Origin of the sequence: Streptomyces sp. SPB074, assembly GCF_000154905.1 — a bacterium.
GTDB lineage: Bacteria > Actinomycetota > Actinomycetes > Streptomycetales > Streptomycetaceae > Streptomyces.
Window position 1 is genome coordinate 6,521,445 of record NZ_GG770539.1, and the last position, 17,401, is coordinate 6,538,845.

Consider the following 17,401-nt stretch of genomic DNA (forward strand, 5'->3'; position numbering starts at 1 on the left):
TCAGCGCGCAGTTCTGCCCGTTCACCGTCACCGCGGCCGGGGCCGCGTACGTGCCCGTGCCCTGGTAGCCGAAGGAGACGCCGCCCCCGGCCGGGATGTCGGCGTTGTAGTCCACGTGCGTGGCGCTCGCCGTCGTGCCCGATACGGTCACCGTCGCGCTCCAGGCGTTCGTCACGACCGTCCCGGCCGGGACCGTGAAGGCCGCCTTCCACGCGGTGAGCGGCTTGTCGCCGGTGTTCTTCAGCGTGACGTCCGCCTGGAAGCCGCCGCCCCAGGTGTTCGCCTTCCAGGTGGCCGCGCAGGCGCCCGTACCGCCCCCGCCGCCGCTCGCCGCCGTCGTACCCGTGACGGCGGCCGAGGCGGCCGAGACGTTGCCCGCCGCGTCCTTGGCGCGGACCGTGTAGGCGTACGCGGTGGACGCCTTGAGGCCCGGGTCGGTGTACGACGTGGCGCTCGTCGTCGTCACCTTCGTGCCGTCGCGGTAGACGTCGTAGCCGGTGACGGCCGTGTCGTCGGCGGAGGCGGACCAGCTCAGCGAGACCGAGGAGGACGTCGTGCCGGTGACCTTGAGCCCGGTGGGGACGCTCGGCGCCCGGGTGTCCTCGTCACCGCCGCCGCCCGGACTCCCCACCGGGGGATAGGCGTTGGCGAGGAGCTGACGGAACTGGGCGGAGAACCAGTGCCCGGCCACGGGGGAGTCCGCGAGCGCGCCCGACATGCTGTTCCCGTTGCGGCCGTTGCCGGTGTACGTGGGGTCGCACATCCGGTCGAAGCCCTTGCCCTCGTCGTTGTCGATCGCCTTGCTCGACCCGTCGGACTCGCCCGGCGGCTTCGCCCACACGTACGCGTCGATCCCGGCGGCGGGCGAGGCTGCGGGGCGTTCGCCGAGCCCGGCACCCGACTGGTTGCACCAGTTGCCCGCGTGGATGCGGCGGTCGGTGCGCGAGCCCTCCACGTAGGCGTCGACCGTCGTGGCCGTCGAGGGCGCCGTGGGCCGCGCGGAACCGCCCCAGCCGTTGCGCGAGGTGTCGATGAGCATTCCGGTGCCGGAGCCGAAGCCCTGCGCGACCAGCGCGGTCCGCAGTCCCTGCGCGAACGTCTGCTCGTCGGCGTACTGGTTCCAGTCGAGCCACTTGGACTGGCGCACCGTCTGCCCGTTCACGGAGTCGGTGATCTTGAGGTACGGCTCCGTCGTGGCCGAGTAGTTCGCGGTGTTCACGATGAAGCCGGCGACGTCGTCCACGGTCGCGCCGCTCGTCGTGGCCGCCTTCTTGAACTCCTGCGCGGCGGGCACGAGGTTGCTGTCCCAGCCGAGCCAGCCGTGGTGGGCCGCGTCCACGTAGTTGTAGACGTTGGGGATCGCGCCGAGGGTGTGCAGCGCGTACCCGACGCCCTTCTCGTAGTTGCCGTTGGCCTTCATCGTGGCGCAGGCGTCCGTCGAGCCCGCCGTGCCGCCCGCGTTGGTGACGAGGTTGGGGAGCGAGTCGGGCTCGATGAGCGTGACGATCCGCAGGTTCGCGTAGGCCGGGTCGTCGAGGATGCCGGCGATCGGATCGATGTAGTCGCTCTCGTAGCGGCCGATCTCGGTGGGGCCGAGTTCGCCGTTCGAGGCGAGCGCCGCGCAGTCGCGGCCGGGGAGGTCGTAGATGACGAGCTGGACGAGGTTCGCGCCCTGGTCGAGGGCGGTGTCGAGGTGCTCGCGCAGGCCGCGCTTCCCGCTGTCACCCTCGATCGCGGCGATCTGGTCGAGCCACACGAAGGTCGGCTGGTCGGCCACCGCGTCCCCGCCGGGCTCGGCGGCCGCGAGCGCCGACCAGTCCGGGTTCACGTAGGCGGTGGCACCGGCGTAGGGATTGTCGACACGGGCGCCGGCGGCCGCTGTCGCGGGCTGGACGGCGACGAGCGCGGTCCCCGCGGCGAGCGCGAGGGCGGCGAGTGTCCCGAGGGCGCGTCTGCGCCGTCCGGGGGCGGGGGGTCGGGCGGGTCCTCGTACGTTCAACGGGTGCTCCTCGGTGTGGGAGGCCGGTACGGACATGCGGGTGCCGAGCGCCCGCGAGCGCCGCCCGGGAGGGGCGGCCGCTGTGCGGGAGCGCTCCCACCGTCGGGGCTTGCGGCGAGCATGTCAATACGGGCGGCAGGAAGTCGCACGCGTTGGCGCGTAAGCGACGGCGGCGGGCACGCGCTCGGGCCCCGGGGACCGACGGCCCCCGGGGCCCCGTGCGCGCTCGCGCTCCTCTCAGCGGCGCCCCGCCTCCCCGGCCCCCCAGGTGTACAGGTGCTCCGGCCGTCCCGTGTCCCCGTAGCGCAGGGTCAGCGACACATGGCCCGAGTGCTCCAGGTGCTTGAGGTAGCGCTGTGCCGTCGAGCGGCCGATCCCCGTTCTGGCGGCGACCTCGTGGGCGGACAGCGGCGCGGGGCCGCGCGTGAGGGCGGTGCGGATGAGGGCCGCCGTCGCCGTCGAATGGCCCTTCGGCAGGGACGGGCGCGGGCGTTCCGCGCCGCGCAGCCCGGTGAAGATCCGGTCGATCTGCTCCTGGCCGGGCTCCGGGCGCGCGGCGCCCTCCTCGACGGCGCGGCGCAGGGCCGCGTACCCCTCCAGGCGTTCCCGCAGCCCCGCGAAGGTGAAGGGCTTGACGAGGTACTGGAGCGCGCCGAAGCGCTGCGCGCCGCGTACCGTCGCGAGATCGCGCGCGGCCGTCACCATGATGACGTCCGCGTCGTGGCCGCCGAGCCGCAGCCTGCGCACGAGCCGCACGCCCGTCTCGTCCGGGAGGTAGTGGTCCAGCAGGACGAGATCGACCTCCGTGCGCTCCAGGCACCCGAGCGCCTGGGCCGCCGTGTGCGCGGTGCCCACCACCGTGAAGCCGGGCACCCGGGCCACGTACGCGGTGTTGATCTCGGCCACGTGGAAGTCGTCGTCCACGACGAGCACCCGGATCACCGCGCGCCTCCCGCCGCGGGGACGAGCGCCCCCGCCTCGCGGGAGACCGGCGTCTCCGCCTCGCGGGGGACCAGCGTCTCCGGCAGCGTCACCGTGAACACCGCGCCGCCCCCGGGCCGCGCCCCGACCCGCGCCGTGCCCCCGTACCGTTCCGCGAGCCGGCGGACGAGGCTCAGCCCGATGCCCCGCCCGTGCGGCCTGCGCGGCCCCGGGGCCGCGCCCGCCTTCGTGCTGAAGCCCTCCGCGAAGACGGTGTCCCGCAGTTCCGGCGGCACCCCGGGACCGGTGTCCGAGACCTGGAGCAGCACCGTCGTCCCCTCGGCCCACACCCGCACCTCCACGAAGGGCTCGGCGGCCCGGCGCTCGCACGCCGCGTCGAGCGCGTTGTCGATGAGGTTGCCCAGCACCGTCACGAGGTCGCGCGGCGCGACCAGCCGCCCCGGCAGCCGGGTGCGCGCGCCGATCCTGAGCGTCACCGCCCGTTCCGCCGCGACCGCGCTCTTGCCCACGAGCAGCGCCGAGAGCAGCGGATCGCCGAACCGCTCCGCGATCTCCTCGGCCGAGGCCGCGCTCCCGCCCGCGACCTGCGCCACGAAGTCGGCGGCCTGTTCCGGGCGGCCCAGCTCCAGGAGACCGAGCACCGTGTGCAGGCGGTTGGCGTGCTCGTGGCCCTGCGCGCGCAGCGCGTCCAGCAGCCCCTGCGTGCTGTCCAGCTCCCGCCCCAGCAGCTCCAGCTCCGTCCGGTCCCGCAAGGTCACGACCGCGCCCCCGTCCGCCATGGGCATCCGGTTGACGAGCAGCACCCGGCCCGCGCACACCGCGAGCAGGTCGGCGCCCGCGACGCGCCCCGCGAGGACGTCCGCCGTGCGGCCCGGCGGCAGCACCGTGTCGAGCCCGTAGTCGGTCATGTCCGCGTCGAGGCCGAGCAGCCGCGCCGCCTCGTCGTTGACCAGCCGTATCCGGCCCCGCGGGCCGAAGGCGATGACGCCCTCGCGGATGCCGTGCAGCATCGCCTCGCGCTCGTCCAGCAGCGCCGAGATGTCCGCGAAGCCGATCCCCTGCGTCTTGCGCCGCACCCGCCGGGCGACCACCACCGCCGCCCCGGTGCCCACCGCGAGTGCCGCCGCCGCGCACAGGAGCAGTGCGGGCAGCGCGTCCACGAGCCGCTGCCGCACACTGTCGTACGCGATCCCCACGGACACCGCGCCGACCACCTCGTGCCCCGCCCCGTACAGCGGCACCTTCGCGCGGGCCGAGCGGCCGAGCGTCCCGTCGTCGATCTGCCGTACCTCGTGGCCGGTGAGCGCGGCGCCCGGGTCGGTCGAGACGTGCCGCCCGATCTCGGCCACCGTCGTGTGCGACCAGCGCGTGCCCTCGCGGTCCAGCACGACGACGTAGAGCGCTCCGGTCGCCCGCCGGATGCGCTCCGCCTCGCGCTGCACCGGGCCGCTCGCGCGCGGGCGGGTCGTCAGGAGTCCCTCGGTGATCGCCGGGTCGGCCGCCGTGGTCTGCGCGATGGCGAGCGCGCGGTGCGTCGCCTCCTCGTCCAGCTCACGCGCGAGCGGCGCGACGAAGAGGCTGACGGCCAGGACCATGACGCCGGTCGTGAGGGTCAGATGCGCCACCAGGATCTGGCCGGAGAGCCGCCGGGGCCAGTGCGGTCGCATGGTGTCCTCTGTCTTCGTTCGGGTACGGGCGCGGGCCGCGTACGGACGGGAGGGGCCACGGGTGCGGGCCACCGCTTCCGCGCGGACATGCCCTTTTAACACCCGTGTAGCGGCAAGGTAAACGGGCGGCGGGACGCTGCCCAGGCCCGTGCACGGGGCGGACCCGCGCGAGTGAGCACAACGAGCGGAACGAGGAGTACGGGCACAACGGAGGCTTGTCGGCACAAGGCCGCCCGGGACCCGCACGGCCCCTAGCGTCCCCGGGCATGAGCAACGACCAGACACCCGCCATCGAGCTGCGGGGCGCGGGCAAGACCTTCCGCACCCCGTCGGGCGGCACGCACACCGCGGTACGTGATCTCGACCTCACCGTCGAACAGGGCGAGTTCGTCGCCGTCGTCGGCCCCACGGGCTGCGGCAAGTCCACGACCCTGACCCTCGTGAGCGGCCTGGAGGAGGCCACGACGGGCGAGGTCCTCGTCGGCGGCGCGCCCGTCACGGGGATCGGCTCCACGACCGGCTTCGTCTTCCAGCAGGACGCCGTCTTCCCCTGGCGCTCCGTGCTCTCCAACGTCATGGCGGGCCCCCGCTTCCGGGGCGTGCCCAAGGCCGAGGCGCGCGAGCGCGCCCGCGCCTGGCTCGCCCGCGTCGGCCTCGGCGCCTTCGAGGACCGCTACCCGCACCAGCTCTCCGGCGGCCAGCGCAAGCGCGTCGCGCTCGCCGCGACCTTCGTCAACGACCCCACGCTCCTCCTCATGGACGAGCCCTTCTCCGCGCTCGACGTGCAGACCCGCGCCCTCATGTCCGACGAACTCCTCGACCTGTGGGCGGGCACCGGCGCCTCCGTCGTCTTCGTGACCCACGACCTGGAGGAGTCCATCGCGCTCGCCGACAAGGTCGTCGTCATGACGGCCGGCCCCGCGACCGTCAAGGAGGTCTTCACGATCGACCTCCCGCGCCCGCGCAAGGTCGAGTCGATCCGGCTCGAACCGCGCTTCCTCGACATCTACCGCGAGATCTGGACCTCGCTCGGCGAAGAGGTCCGCATCACCAGGGAAAGGGGCGCCGCCGATGCCGCCTGAGACCGAGAGCCCCGCCCGCCCCGCCGCGCCCGCGCGCAAGGCGGAGCCGACGCGCGCCGAGACCCGCGCCCGCGCCGCCCGCAGGCGCCGCCTCACCGTGTACGGGGCGCGTGTCCTCCTCCTCGTCCTCCTCCTCGGCCTGTGGGAGTGGTGCGCGCGCGCCGAGGTCATCGACCCCTTCAACTTCTCGATGCCCTCGAAGATCTGGGACCAGATCAGCCGCTGGGCCACCGACGGCACGCCGCAGGGCAGCCTGTGGGAACAGGTCTGGTACACGCTCTACGAGGCACTGCTGGGCTGGGTCATCGGCGTCGTCGCCGGTGTGGTCCTCGGGATCGCGCTCGGCCGCGTCCGCTTCCTCTCGGACGTGCTCGGCCCGTACATCAAGGTCCTCAACGCGCTGCCGCGCATCGTGCTCGCGCCGATCTTCCTCATCTGGTTCGGTCTCGGGCCCGCCTCGAAGATCGCTTCCGCCGTGGTCCTCGTCTTCTTCCCGGTCTTCTTCAACGCCTTCCAGGGCGCCCGCGAGGTCGACCGGAACCTCGTCGCCCACGCGCGCGTCCTCGGCGCGAGCAACCGCCGCGTCACCTTCCAGGTCGTCATCCCCTCGGCCACCTCGTGGATCTTCACGAGCCTGCACGTGAGCTTCGGCTTCGCGCTCATCGGGGCGATCGTCGGCGAGTACATCGGGGCCACGAAGGGCCTCGGCCTGCTCGTCTCGGCCTCGCAGGGCACCTTCAACGCGGCCGGCGTGTACGCGGCGATGGTCATCCTCGCGGTCGTCGCGCTGCTCGCCGAAGCCCTCCTCTCGGCCCTGGAACGCGGCCTGTTCCGCTGGAAGCCGGCCGACGGCGGCGACGGGCGCTGAGCCGTCTCCCACCGCGCCACCACCCCACCCCTCCCTCTCCCAAGGACGTGACCCTCATGCACGCTTCCCTCAGGACCACGGCGGCGGCGACCGCCGTGCTCGCCCTCTGCTCCCTCACCGCCTGCGGCGGCTCCTCCGGCCCGGGCGGCGGCAAGGACGGCGGGGGCAAGGTGAAGATCATGGTCGGCGGGCTCGACAAGGTCATCTACTTGCCCGCGATGCTCACCCAGAAGCTGGGCTACTTCCAGGACGAGGGCCTCGACGTCCAGCTGCTCACCGAACCCGCCGGGGTGCAGGCCACGACCTCGCTCGTCTCGGGCGACGTGCAGGGCGTCGTCGGTTTCTACGACCACACCCTCGACCTCCAGGTCAAGGGCAAGCAGGTCGAATCGGTCGTCCAGCTCTCCCACACCTCCGGCGAGGTCGAGGTGGAGTCGGCGAAGGCGGCCGGGGACATCACCTCGCCGAAGGACTTCGCGGGCAAGAAACTCGGCGTGACCGGGCTCGGCTCCTCGACGGACTTCCTCACCAAGTACCTCGCCGTCAGGAGCGGCGTGCCCGTCGAGAAGATCACGCCCGTCGCGGTCGGCGCGGGCCAGACCTTCATCTCGGCGCTCCAGCAGAACTCCATCCAGGCCGGGATGACCACCGACCCGACCGTCACGGCGATCCTCGACAAGAAGATCGGCAAGGTCCTGGTCGACATGCGGACCCCCGAGGGCTCCGAGAAGGCGCTCGGCGGCCCGTACCCCTCGTCGAGCCTCTACATGAACGCGGACTGGGTGGACGGTCACGAGAAGACCGTGCAGAAACTCGCCAACGCCTTCGTGAAGACGCTCCAGTGGATGGACGCGCACACGCCCGCGGAGATCGCGGCGAAGATGCCGGCCGACTACGCGCAGGGCGGCAAGGACCTCTACGCCAAGTCGATCGGCGCCACCCTGCCCATGTTCACGAGCGACGGCGTCATGCCCGAGAACGGGCCCGAGACCGTCGAGCGCGTACTCAAGGCGTTCAACCCGAACCTCAAGAACGCGAAGGTCGATCTCACCAAGACGTACACCACGAAGTTCGTGAAGAAGGCCGGCTGAGCACGGCGCGGGCCCGCCTCCACCGCGACTTCACCCCTCAGGTACGGAATGTCCCCGATCCGTGTCTGCTCCCGCTCAGAGCGGGCATCCGGTCGGCAGGACGGGGTGCCCGCTCTGAGCGGGCCACGGTGAAGGGGCAGGACATGGACGAAAGCTCGCTCAAGGCGGTCGGCTGGGCCCGCTCGCTGCCGCTGGAGACCGAGGTGCGCGCGGCCCGGGAGTGGACGCGCGGCCACCTCGGCACCCTCGGCTGGACCCGTACCGCCCCGGCGACCGTGGACGACGTCCTGCTGACCGTCTCCGAGCTCGTCACCAACGCCCACGTGCACGCGCACAGCACGGCGCACCTGCTGCTCACGTGGGACAACGAGTGCCTGCACGTGACCGTCCACGACTCCGCGCCCGGTCTCCCGCAGGCCCGCGAGGCGGGGCCGGAGGCGACCGGCGGCAGGGGCATGTTCCTCGTCGGCCTGCTCGCCGACACCGTGCACATCCACCCCTGCCGCCACGGCAAGGACGTCACCGCCTGCTTCCAGCCACCGGCGCCGATGACGTCGCCGGTGGCGGCCGCTCAGCCGAAGTAGCCGCCGGACGTCGCCGGGGACGGTCGCTCAGCCGAAGTAGCTGTCGAACGTCTTCGAGAACTCGCCCCCGTTGAAGCGGTCCCAGTTGACCGACCACGTCATGAGCCCGCGCAGCGCGGGCCACGTGCCGTGCGTCTGGTAGCTGCCGCAAGCGGTCTTCTTCGTCAGGCAGTCGAGCGTCTTGGTGACCTCGGCGGGCGAGGTCCAGCCGTTGCCGGCCTGGGTCGAGGCGGGCATCCCGATCGCGACCTGGTCGGGCCGCAGCGCGGGGAAGACGCGGCTCGTGTCGCCCGCGACGGGGAAGCCCGTCAGGAGCATGTCCGTCATCGCGATGTGGAAGTCGGCGCCGCCCATCGAGTGGTACTGGTTGTCGAGGCCCATGATCGAGCCGGAGTTGTAGTCCTGCACGTGCAGGAGGGTCAGGTCGTCGCGCAGGGCGTGGATCACCGGCAGGTACGCCCCGGCGCGCGGGTCCTGGCCGCCCCAGGGGCCGGAGCCGTAGTACTGGTAGCCGAGCTGGACGAAGAAGGTCTCGGGCGCCATCGTCAGGACGAAGTCCTTGCCGTACTTCGCCTTGAGGGACTTGACCGCCGAGATGAGGTTGACGATCGCGGGCGTCGCCGGGTTGCGGAAGTCGGTGTCCCCCGTGTTGAGCGAGAGCGAGTGGCCCTCGAAGTCGATGTCGAGGCCGTCGAGCCCGTACTCGTCGATGATCTTCGAGACCGAGGAGACGAAGGTGTCGCGCGCGGCGGTCGTCGTGAGCTGGACCTGCCCGTTCTGCCCGCCGATCGAGATGAGGACCTTCTTGCCCGCCGCCTGCTTCGCCTTGATCGCCGCCTTGAACTCGGCGGGCGTCTCGACGCCCGGGCACTCGCTCGCGGGGCACAGGCCGAAGCGGATGTCGCCGGAGGTGACCGAGGTGGGCTCGCCGAAGGCGAGGTCGATGACGTCCCAGGAGTCGGGCACGTCGGCCATCCGCGTGTACCCGGAGCCGTTGGCGAAGCTCGCGTGCAGGTAGCCGACGAGGGCGTGCGCGGGCAACTGCCCGCTCGTGCCGCCGCCGTTGCCGCCACCGGCGGCCGTGGTGACCTTGAGCGCGGCCGACTTGGCGGACTCGCCCGAGGCGTTCGCCGCGCTCACCTGGAAGCTGTACGCCGTCGCGGGCGAGAGCCCCGAAACGGTCGCCGTCGTCCCCGTGGCCGTCGCGACCTTGGCGCCGCCCTGGTAGACGCGGTACTCGCTCGCCCCCGGCACCGCGTTCCACGTGAGGGTCGCCGAGGTCGCGGTGGGTGTGCCCGCGCTCAGGCCGCCGGGGGTCGTGGGCACGGCGACCGGGTCGGCGCCCGGGCCGCTCAGGGAGAGGTCGTCGGCGTAGTAGGCGGGGGTCCCGTACCAGCCGTGCGTGTAGATCTCGACCGAGGTGGTGGAGGGGCCGGTACGGAAGGACGTGGTGAGCTTCTGCCAGTCGCCCGCCGAGGCCGTCCAGGTGGACACGTCCGTCGTGCCGGTCCCGGCGGCGCCGAGGTAGACGTAGCCGCCCCGCACCCAGCCGCTCAGGGTGTACGCGGAGTCGGGCTTGACCCGGACGGTCTGCGCGCACCTGGCGTTGTCGCTGCCGGCGGGCACGGCCTTGAGCGCCGCGCTCCCGCCGTGGGCGGGCGTGGCGACGGCCGAACCGCTGCCGGCCGAGCAACTCCAGCCGCTCGTACCGGACTCGAAGCCACCGTTGGCGACGAGTTCGCTGCCGGCCGCGGAGGCCGTGGGGGAGAGGGCGAGGAGGCCGCCGACGCTGAGGGCCGCGGCGAGGGATGCGGCAAGGGATCTGCCGCGGGACAGGGAGCTTCTACGGTGCACGACTGCCTCCGGAGCGGGAGAGCCCCGGCACGGCTGTGCCGGGGCGGAGGACGCGAAGGGATGGTGAACGGACCGTCGAGGTGCGGGAAGTGCTGCCTCAAGATGGTCCAGACCAATGCGCCTGTCAAGACCGCTCGCGCGGTTCCCCGCTCCTGCCCGGGGCGAGACGCGCCCGCCCACCGATCACGGTGACGCTCCGGTGCCCGTACCGCGCCGGTCGTCTCCCCCGGGCCGGGGCCCCGCTCAGGGCACGTTCCACTTCTGGGCCGCGTTGCCCGAGCAGATGGCGATCTGGAGCGGGGTGCCGGGGGTCAGGCTCGCGTTCGCCACGTCCAGGCACTTGTCGGCGGCGACGTTGACGATGTCGTTGCCCGGGGAGTAGCGCCACTGCGTCACGTTCGTCGTGTCGCACGCGGCCATGACCACGTGCGTCCCGTCGTTGGTCGAGCGGCCCACGAGGGAGAGGCAGCGGCCGTTCTTGCGGAGCGTGCCGTCCTTGGCGAACTGCCACTTCTGGTCCGCGCCGCCGTCGCACGGGTACAACTTGAGCGCGCCCCCCGCGAGTTGCACGCAGTGCCCCTGGAAGCCCTCGTACCGTCCGACGATCGCGCCGAGCGGCCGGGAGAAGTCCTGCGCCGGGGGCTGCGCCTTCTTCGGCGTGTTCGCCGCCGGACCGGCCGGCTTCTTGTCCTTCGTGTCCCCGGCCGGGACAGCCTTCTCGACGGGCTTCGTGTCCTCCGGGACGGTCTTGGGCGCGCCATCCCCCGTGGCGCCCGCCCCGCTCGTCCCCGCCGCCGGGGCACCGACGACCGGGCCCGGCGCGGGCGCCTGCGCCGGAGCCTGCGCGCGGCTCTCCTCGCGCGGCGCGGCCGCCTCCTTCGCGGGGGAGGGCGAGGGGGACGCGGTGGGCGGGGCGGAGGGCGAGGGCGCCGCGCCGGCCGGGACGCGGGCCGCCCGGTCGCTCGCCGCGAGCGCGGGGCTCTCCTTGCCCTCGTCGTCCAGGACGGTGCCGCGCGCGGCCACGGCCGAGAGGGTGACCGTGGCGGAGACGGCGGCCGCCCAGCCGAGGGTCACCCAGACCCTGCGGCTCGGCACGAGGCCGTGCGGGGCCCGTGCGGGGCTGCGGCGGAAGGCGGCCGTGAAGGTCTGCTCGGCCGGGTCCGCGGGGTCCGGCGTGCGGTGCGAGGGGCGCAGGGGGCGCATGGCGTGAGTACTCCTGAAGGTCGGTCAGAGCAGGTCGTGCTCGTCGAGCTGCATGAGCTGGGCGGAGTCCGGGGAGGTCAGTTCGGCGACGCGCATCGCCTGCCGTTCCGTCATCGCCTGGAAGAGCTGACGGGCCGTACGGCCGTTGCCGAAGCCCGCGTCGCGCGGGATCGTCGAAACGTGCGCGGTCAGCGCCTGGCGCGCCGCGTCCGTCAGCTCGTACCGGTGGCGCTGCGCGTGGTGCTCCACGATGCTGACCAGTTCCTCGGAGCTGTAGTCGGCGAAGAGCAGGGTCCGGCTGAACCGGGAGGACAGACCGGGGTTGGAGGAGACGAAGCGGTCCATGTCCCCGGGGTACCCGGCGGCGATGACCACGACCTCGTCCCGGTGGTCCTCCATGAGCTTGACGAGCGTCGCGATCGCCTCCGTCCCGAAGTCGTTGCTCGCGCCCGCCGGGGCGAGCGCGTACGCCTCGTCGATGAAGAGCACCCCGCCGCGCGCCCGCAGGAACGCCTCGGTCGTCTTCGGGCCCGTGTGCCCCACGTACTCGCCGACCAGGGAACTGCGGTCCACCTCCACGAGGTGACCGCGCGACAGCAGCCCCAGCCCGTGCAGGAGCCTCCCGTAGAGGCGGGCCACGGTCGTCTTGCCGGTGCCGGGATTGCCCGCGAAGACCAGGTGCCGGCTCAGCGGGGGAGCGGGCAGCCCCGCCTCCTCGCGCATCCGCACCGTCTGCATGAGCTTGACCATGCCGTTGACGTCGCGCTTGACGCCGTCGAGGCCCACCAGCTCGTCCAGCTCGGCGAGCAGGTCCTCCAGGCTCTCCGGCTCCGGCGCCGGCTCGCCCTGGTCCCACAGCGCGCCGTCCCCCTCCACCGCGCCCTGGTCCGGCGCGAGCGGGCCCTCGCCCGCCCCCGCGACGGAGGCCGGGGCGGCGGGCGGCCGGCCCCGGTCCGACAGGCTCGGCAGCACCGCCGTACGGACCCGTACCGCCGCGCAGTCCTCGAACTCCGGCTCCGCGCCGTCGGCCAGCCCGACGTCCTGCGCGCTGTCGAAGACCCGGCAGCCGAGGAACCGCACGCGCGCCCCCTTGCCGATGTGCAGGGCCGGGAACGTCGCCCCCGACACGTCGCAGTGCGCGAAGGTGCCGCCGGCCTGCTCGCCGATGAGGACGCCGTTCTTGCCGCAGTCCTCGAAGCGCACACCGCGTACCTCGGCGCTCGCCTCGCGCTCCAGGACGAGCCCGCTGCCGGCCGCGCCCGCGACCAGACCGCCCGTCATGGTCAGCCGCCCGCCCGCGTCCACGGTCACCCCGGCGCCCCCGGCCCCGCTCACCCGCACCTCGGTGAGCGCCACCGCCGTGCCCGGGCCGATCTCGACCCCACTGCGCCCCTGACCGGTGAACACGCACGCCCGCAGCCGCGACTCCTCCTCGGCCGCGGAGCGCAGCCGCAGCCCCGTCTCGGCGCCGACCGCCCGCAGCCCCGTGAGGTCGAGGCGCGCCTTCTCGTCGCCGTGCACGGCGCACAGCCGCGCCCCCTCCACCGAGGAGTCCACCACCTCGGCGCCCGCCGCGCCCGAGACCCGCAGCCCGTGCTCGCCCGCCCCGCGGACCCGCAGCCCTTCGAGCACGGCGCGCGCCTGCCCGGCGAGCGCGAGCCCGCTCCCGTGCGCCTCGGCCACCAGCGCGTCCGCGAGCTCCACCACGCTCGCGCCCGCCGCGCTCAGCCCGTGCCCGCCGGGACGCACCACCTGGCAGTCCCGCAGCGAGACGCCGCCCTGGTCGTCGGCCCGCACCCCGTGCTCGCGCGGGTCACTGATCCGCGTCTCGCGCAGCACCGCGCGGCCCCGCTGCGCGAGCCGCACCCCGCACCGCCCGCTCTCCTCCACCCGGCAGTCCGTCAGCTCGGCCGTGCCGTCCTCCTCGACCAGCACCCCGTGCCGCCCCGTGCCCGCGAAAACGCCGCCGCGCGCCAGGAAGCGGCCCGCGCCCTTCGCCCGCGCGCCCGAGCCCGACGTGTCCCGCACCCGCAGCCGCTCGGCGATCAGCACCGCCTGCCCCGAGACGACCGCGCCGATCCCGTCCACCTCGCCGATCTCCGTGTCCACCGCCCGCGCCCGCGCGTCCCCCACGAGGTGCAGCGCCGCGCCACGCGCCCCGATGAGCCGGCTCCGCTCCAGAACGAGGACCCCGCCTCCGTCCACCGGGTCCGCCACCTCGCGCGCCAGCGTGTCCCCCGCGCCCAGCCGCGCGTTGGCCGCCGCCGAGGCCCCCGTCGCGGAGCCGAGCACCTCGTCCGGCCGCCCGTCAGCTCGCAGCGCTCCGGCGAAAAGGCACGCCGGTCTTCGAACCGCACCACCGGCTGGTCCAAATCCGAGCCCGCGAGGCGCAGTTCGCGCAGCACGCACCCCGGGGCCGTCACCGTCACCGGGACCCCCTGCGGCGCCTGGAGCCGCACCACGCCCCCGCCCGCCTCCGCCTCGACGGTGACCCGCCGGGAGAGCACGAGACTCTCCACGTACGTACCGGGAGCCACGAGGACCGTCGCCCCCGCGGGCGCGGCGGCGAGCGCGGCGGCGATCGTACGGTGGACTCCGCGGCCCCGCGGGCCGACTCTGACGGCCGTCACTGCGGCCCCCCGTTCTGTTCGTGCTGCTGCTCGCCGTCGTAGAAGTCGTGGTCCGGGAAGACCTGCTTCTGCAAGGTCGAGGAGAGGTACAGGTTGGCGAACGTCTTGTCGACGAGCTTGCCGAGCCCCGCGATCGCGAAGGTGTCGAAGAGGCCGCCGCGGTGGTAGAAGCGCCCGCCGAAGTTCTGGATCATCGCGGTACGCGCCACGCCGAGGCTCACGGCGCCCGCGACGCCGCCCGCCATGCCGACCGCGCCCGCGAGCAGCGCGTCGCTGCCGTGCAGGTGCACGGTGTTGCCGTCCGCGTCCTTGATCCCGAAGATCGCGGAGCTCGCCGCACCCGTGATGAAACCGGAGAGCGCCCCGCTCACGAGGCCCACGCCCCAGTCGTAGGTGCCCGAACGCCAGCGCGTGACCTTCTCGTTGCCCGCGAACTCCGCCGTCCACGAGTCGTCGTTGGGGCGCCGCGCGTACGGGTTGCCCTGGTCCACCTGGCTGAGGCCCGTCTTCCACGGGCCGCCCCGGAACGTCGCGAAGTGACCGGCCGAGAAGGCGCCCTTGACGCCCGCCCCGACCGCCGCCCCGAACGCGGCCTTGCCGACCTCGTTCCAGCCGAACTGCGTGCCCGTCGCCGCCGCGACGATCCCGTAGACCGCCAGGTTCATGCCGAAGTCGAGCAGGAACTCCTGGATCAGGTCGACGGCGAGCGCCTGCCCGGCCTTGTACGGGAACGACGTGTAGGTGCTCACCCCGCTCGCCGTGTGGCCCCACTCCCAGCGGTTGGGCTCGCGCCACATGCGGTTGAAGCCGCGGTACTCGGAGAGGATGCCCGTGAAGTTGGTCTCGCGGCCCGTCAGCGTGGTGCGGCCGAAGGTGTCGCGGTGCCACACGTAGCCGGGGATGGTCCGCTCGTCGATGACGCTCGCGCCGTCCGCGCCGAAGCGGCGCCACTGCTTGTGCCAGTCCTCGCTCTCCAGGAAGCTGCCGTCCGGCAGCCGCACCTTGCGGCCCAGCTCGATGCCGTTGTCGTACTCCTTCCACACGTGCGCGTCGAAGGTGTCGCCCGGCGACTGGAGGTACTCGCGGACCCGGTAGGGGGAGTCCTGGAAGTGCGGGGTGTCCGCCGGGCGGACCGGGATCTCCTGCACGACGTGCCGCTGCTCAGGTCGAAGTCCTGAAGAAGGCGCCGGGGCGGAAATTCCCCGAGCGGGCGCCGTCGCGCCGAACCACAGCCGCACCCGTTCGCCCGCGCCGCCGCCGAAGCCCTTGACCGCCCCGTCCGCGCCGGTCTTGTTCCAGCTCCAGCCGCCCTGCGGGGTCTTCCAGGCGTCGACCACGGTGCCGTCCGCGAGGAGCCGGTGGTCCCGCACGAGGCCGCCCGCCGCGTCGAAGTCCTGGAAGCTCTCGCGGTCCCAGCCCCACGGGGTGACCTCGCCCCGGTGGTGGTTGAGCCTGCGGACGCCGGTACCGCCCGCCCCGTCGCTCCAGCGCACCGTGCCGTCGAGCATCCCCTGCGAGGTGATCCGGATGCCGTTCGCGCCGCCCGCCGGGTCGGGGAAGGTGTCCTGGCGGGAGATGACGAGGCCGTGGTGGTCGTACCGCGTCCAGTCGCTGCCCGCGCCCATCCGGCCCTCGCGCCCGGCCGCGCCGGGCGGGGGACGGAAGTCCACGACGGAGCCGTCCGCGAGACCCATGCGGGCCACGTGCCACTGCTTGCCCGCGTTCGGGGTGTACCAGTTCCCGTCGCCCAGGTCGTTGGTGAAGCGCTCCTGCCAGCGGATGTCGCCCGCGTTGACCCCCGTCGGCAGGTTCGTCGTGTCGAAGTCGGTGGCCTGGTAGGTGCGGTGGCCCTTGAGGCCGTCGTCGCCCTGCTTCCACGGCAGGTAGCCGTTCTGCTTCGCGACCCCGTCCGGCATCGCGACGTCGCCGGTCGTCACGGCCTTGCCGTCGAGCGGCTTGCGTGTCTCGCGGACGAGGTCGCCCGCCCTGCTGATGTCGGTGATCGTCCCGTTGTTGCTGACGAACCGCACGCCGTGCGTGACGCCGCCCGCGCCGGTCTCGGTCCAGGTGTGCATCTGGAGCCGGCCGTCCTTGGCGAGCCAGGGCACGTGGTCCAGGTTCGCCGCGCGGTACTCGGGGCTCATCATCCAGCGGAAGACGCGCGGCGGACGCTGTTCGGCGAACCGCGTGCTGTCCAGGAAGCCGCCGTCCTTCAGCGTCACGCCCCGGCCGTTCTCCTTGCCGTGCGCGGACCACGACGTGTAGTCCTTCTTCGGCACCCCGTCCGCGCCGAACTCCGTCTGGTGCAGGCGCCGTACGTCGTCCACGGACCAGTTGAAACGGCCGAACTTCTCCTGCGCCACGACCCGCACGCCGGTCTCCGGGTGGGGCAGGTGGTCCGTGAAGCCGCGCCCCGGGCCCCACGTGCGGTCGCCCTCGGCGATCTTCTTGAACTCGCTGTCGAAGCGGGTCCAGCGGGTGTCACCGGAGAAGCTCTGCGAGAACGGCCGGTGGCCGACGTCGGCGAGGACGTGTCCGCCGTCCGGCAGCTCCTGGTAGTGCCGCACACGTGTGCCGGTGTGCCCCGTGACGTCGAACCAGCTGCGCCCGCTCTCGCCCCAGTGCCGGGTGCCCGAACCGACGACGGTGCCCGCGCCGTCGAACTCGGTCCACACGCCGCGCTGGTTGAAGCGGCCGAAGGAGCCGACGCCCGCCGCCGAGTGGTAGCCGTCCAGGACGTGCCCGTTCGGCAGCGGCCTGCGCTCCATCAGCTCGACGCCCGAGTGGGTCGTCAGCTTGACACGGCCGTTGCCGAGCCCCTTCGTGTCCACGGTGCCCGCGTCGTACCACTTCTTGATCGCCGGAGCGGCGACCGGCTGTCCCGGCCGCACCCGCTCCCAGCTCGGCTTCGTCACGCCGTCCGTGGGGAGGGTCACCTTGAGGAACTGGTCGTTCTTGAGCGTGCCCTTGTCGAAGACGTTGATCCGCTGCTCGAAGAGCTGGCCGTTGCCGTTGTAGAGGTGGTACTCGTTCGCGCGTCCGCCGCCGTTGAACGTCAGGCGGTAGTTGCCGTCCGCCTGGTGGGCGAAGGTGTGCGTGCCCGCCGGTACGGGGGCCATGTCGCCGTCGAGCAGGACGTGGGTGTCCGTCCGGACGAAACGGGTGCCGACACCGTCCGTGAGCTGCACGACGTCGAAGTGGCCGCCGCCCGCGTGGTCGGTGACGCGGAAGGTGTGCGCGCCCGCGCCGGGGGGCGCGATCGTGTAGTCGTGGGCGCCCGCGGGCCCGAAGAGCCGTACCTGGCCGTCCGCGCCCGTGATCCGGTGGCCGCCGCCCGGCCTCGCGGTGACGGTCACGTCGTCCACGGGGTTCATGTCCCGGCTGTACAGCGCCAGGTGTCCGCCCGGGTGTACGCGGATGCCTTCCCCGTTCGCGAGCACGTGGCCGACCTGGGCCTGCACGGTGCCGTCCGGCCGGTACA

The 17,401-nt window shown here is 73.3% G+C and carries 11 protein-coding genes; 4 read left to right on the forward strand and 7 right to left on the reverse strand.

Going from position 1 to position 17,401, the window contains the following annotated elements:
• The 3 genes from SSBG_RS27865 to SSBG_RS27875 form a co-directional block, all read right to left on the reverse strand.
• Positions 1 to 2,035 (reverse strand): glycoside hydrolase family 6 protein (locus tag SSBG_RS27865; RefSeq protein ID WP_008749388.1); only part of this gene is annotated, 2,035 nt, incomplete at its 3' end.
• Between the two features lie 201 nt (positions 2,036 to 2,236).
• Positions 2,237 to 2,941 carry a response regulator gene (locus SSBG_RS27870; RefSeq protein WP_008749389.1) on the reverse strand — a complete coding sequence of 235 codons (705 nt, stop codon included), beginning with the start codon at positions 2,939 to 2,941 and terminating at the stop codon, positions 2,237 to 2,239.
• Entirely contained in the window at positions 2,938 to 4,608 is a 1,671-nt protein-coding gene (locus SSBG_RS27875; protein WP_037870790.1) for a sensor histidine kinase, read from the reverse strand. The genes SSBG_RS27870 and SSBG_RS27875 overlap by 4 nt, the downstream gene beginning before the upstream one ends.
• Before the next feature lie 266 nt (positions 4,609 to 4,874).
• Here SSBG_RS27875 and SSBG_RS27880 point away from each other — a divergent pair, with 266 nt between their 5' ends.
• From SSBG_RS27880 to SSBG_RS27895, 4 genes are all read left to right on the forward strand, one after another.
• A complete protein-coding gene (locus SSBG_RS27880) occupies positions 4,875 to 5,690 on the forward strand; it encodes an ABC transporter ATP-binding protein (RefSeq protein WP_008749391.1) in 816 nt (271 codons plus the stop codon).
• Positions 5,680 to 6,558 (forward strand): ABC transporter permease, encoded by an 879-nt coding sequence (locus SSBG_RS27885; RefSeq protein ID WP_008749392.1) that lies wholly within the window; start codon positions 5,680 to 5,682, stop codon positions 6,556 to 6,558. Before SSBG_RS27880 ends, SSBG_RS27885 begins: the two co-directional genes overlap by 11 nt.
• Positions 6,559 to 6,614: 56 nt before the next feature.
• Positions 6,615 to 7,649 (forward strand): ABC transporter substrate-binding protein, encoded by a 1,035-nt coding sequence (locus tag SSBG_RS27890; protein ID WP_008749393.1) that lies wholly within the window; start codon positions 6,615 to 6,617, stop codon positions 7,647 to 7,649.
• A 143-nt stretch (positions 7,650 to 7,792) separates the two neighbouring features.
• Complete coding sequence (locus tag SSBG_RS27895; protein ID WP_037872085.1) at positions 7,793 to 8,233, forward strand: ATP-binding protein; 441 nt, start codon at positions 7,793 to 7,795, stop codon at positions 8,231 to 8,233.
• A 27-nt stretch (positions 8,234 to 8,260) separates the two neighbouring features.
• Here the strand turns inward: SSBG_RS27895 and SSBG_RS27900 are convergent, their stop codons facing one another.
• The 4 genes from SSBG_RS27900 to SSBG_RS27915 form a co-directional block, all read right to left on the reverse strand.
• A complete protein-coding gene (locus SSBG_RS27900; protein ID WP_037870791.1) occupies positions 8,261 to 10,087 on the reverse strand; it encodes a chitinase in 1,827 nt (608 codons plus the stop codon).
• Positions 10,088 to 10,330: 243 nt separating this feature from the next.
• A complete protein-coding gene (locus SSBG_RS35530; protein ID WP_008749397.1) occupies positions 10,331 to 11,290 on the reverse strand; it encodes an RICIN domain-containing protein in 960 nt (319 codons plus the stop codon).
• A gap of 24 nt (positions 11,291 to 11,314) precedes the next feature.
• Entirely contained in the window at positions 11,315 to 13,582 is a 2,268-nt protein-coding gene (locus SSBG_RS27910) for a right-handed parallel beta-helix repeat-containing protein (RefSeq protein ID WP_234010672.1), read from the reverse strand.
• A 334-nt stretch (positions 13,583 to 13,916) separates the two neighbouring features.
• The coding region (locus tag SSBG_RS27915) for a hypothetical protein (protein WP_106429392.1) at positions 13,917 to 17,401 on the reverse strand (3,485 nt) is incomplete at its 5' end.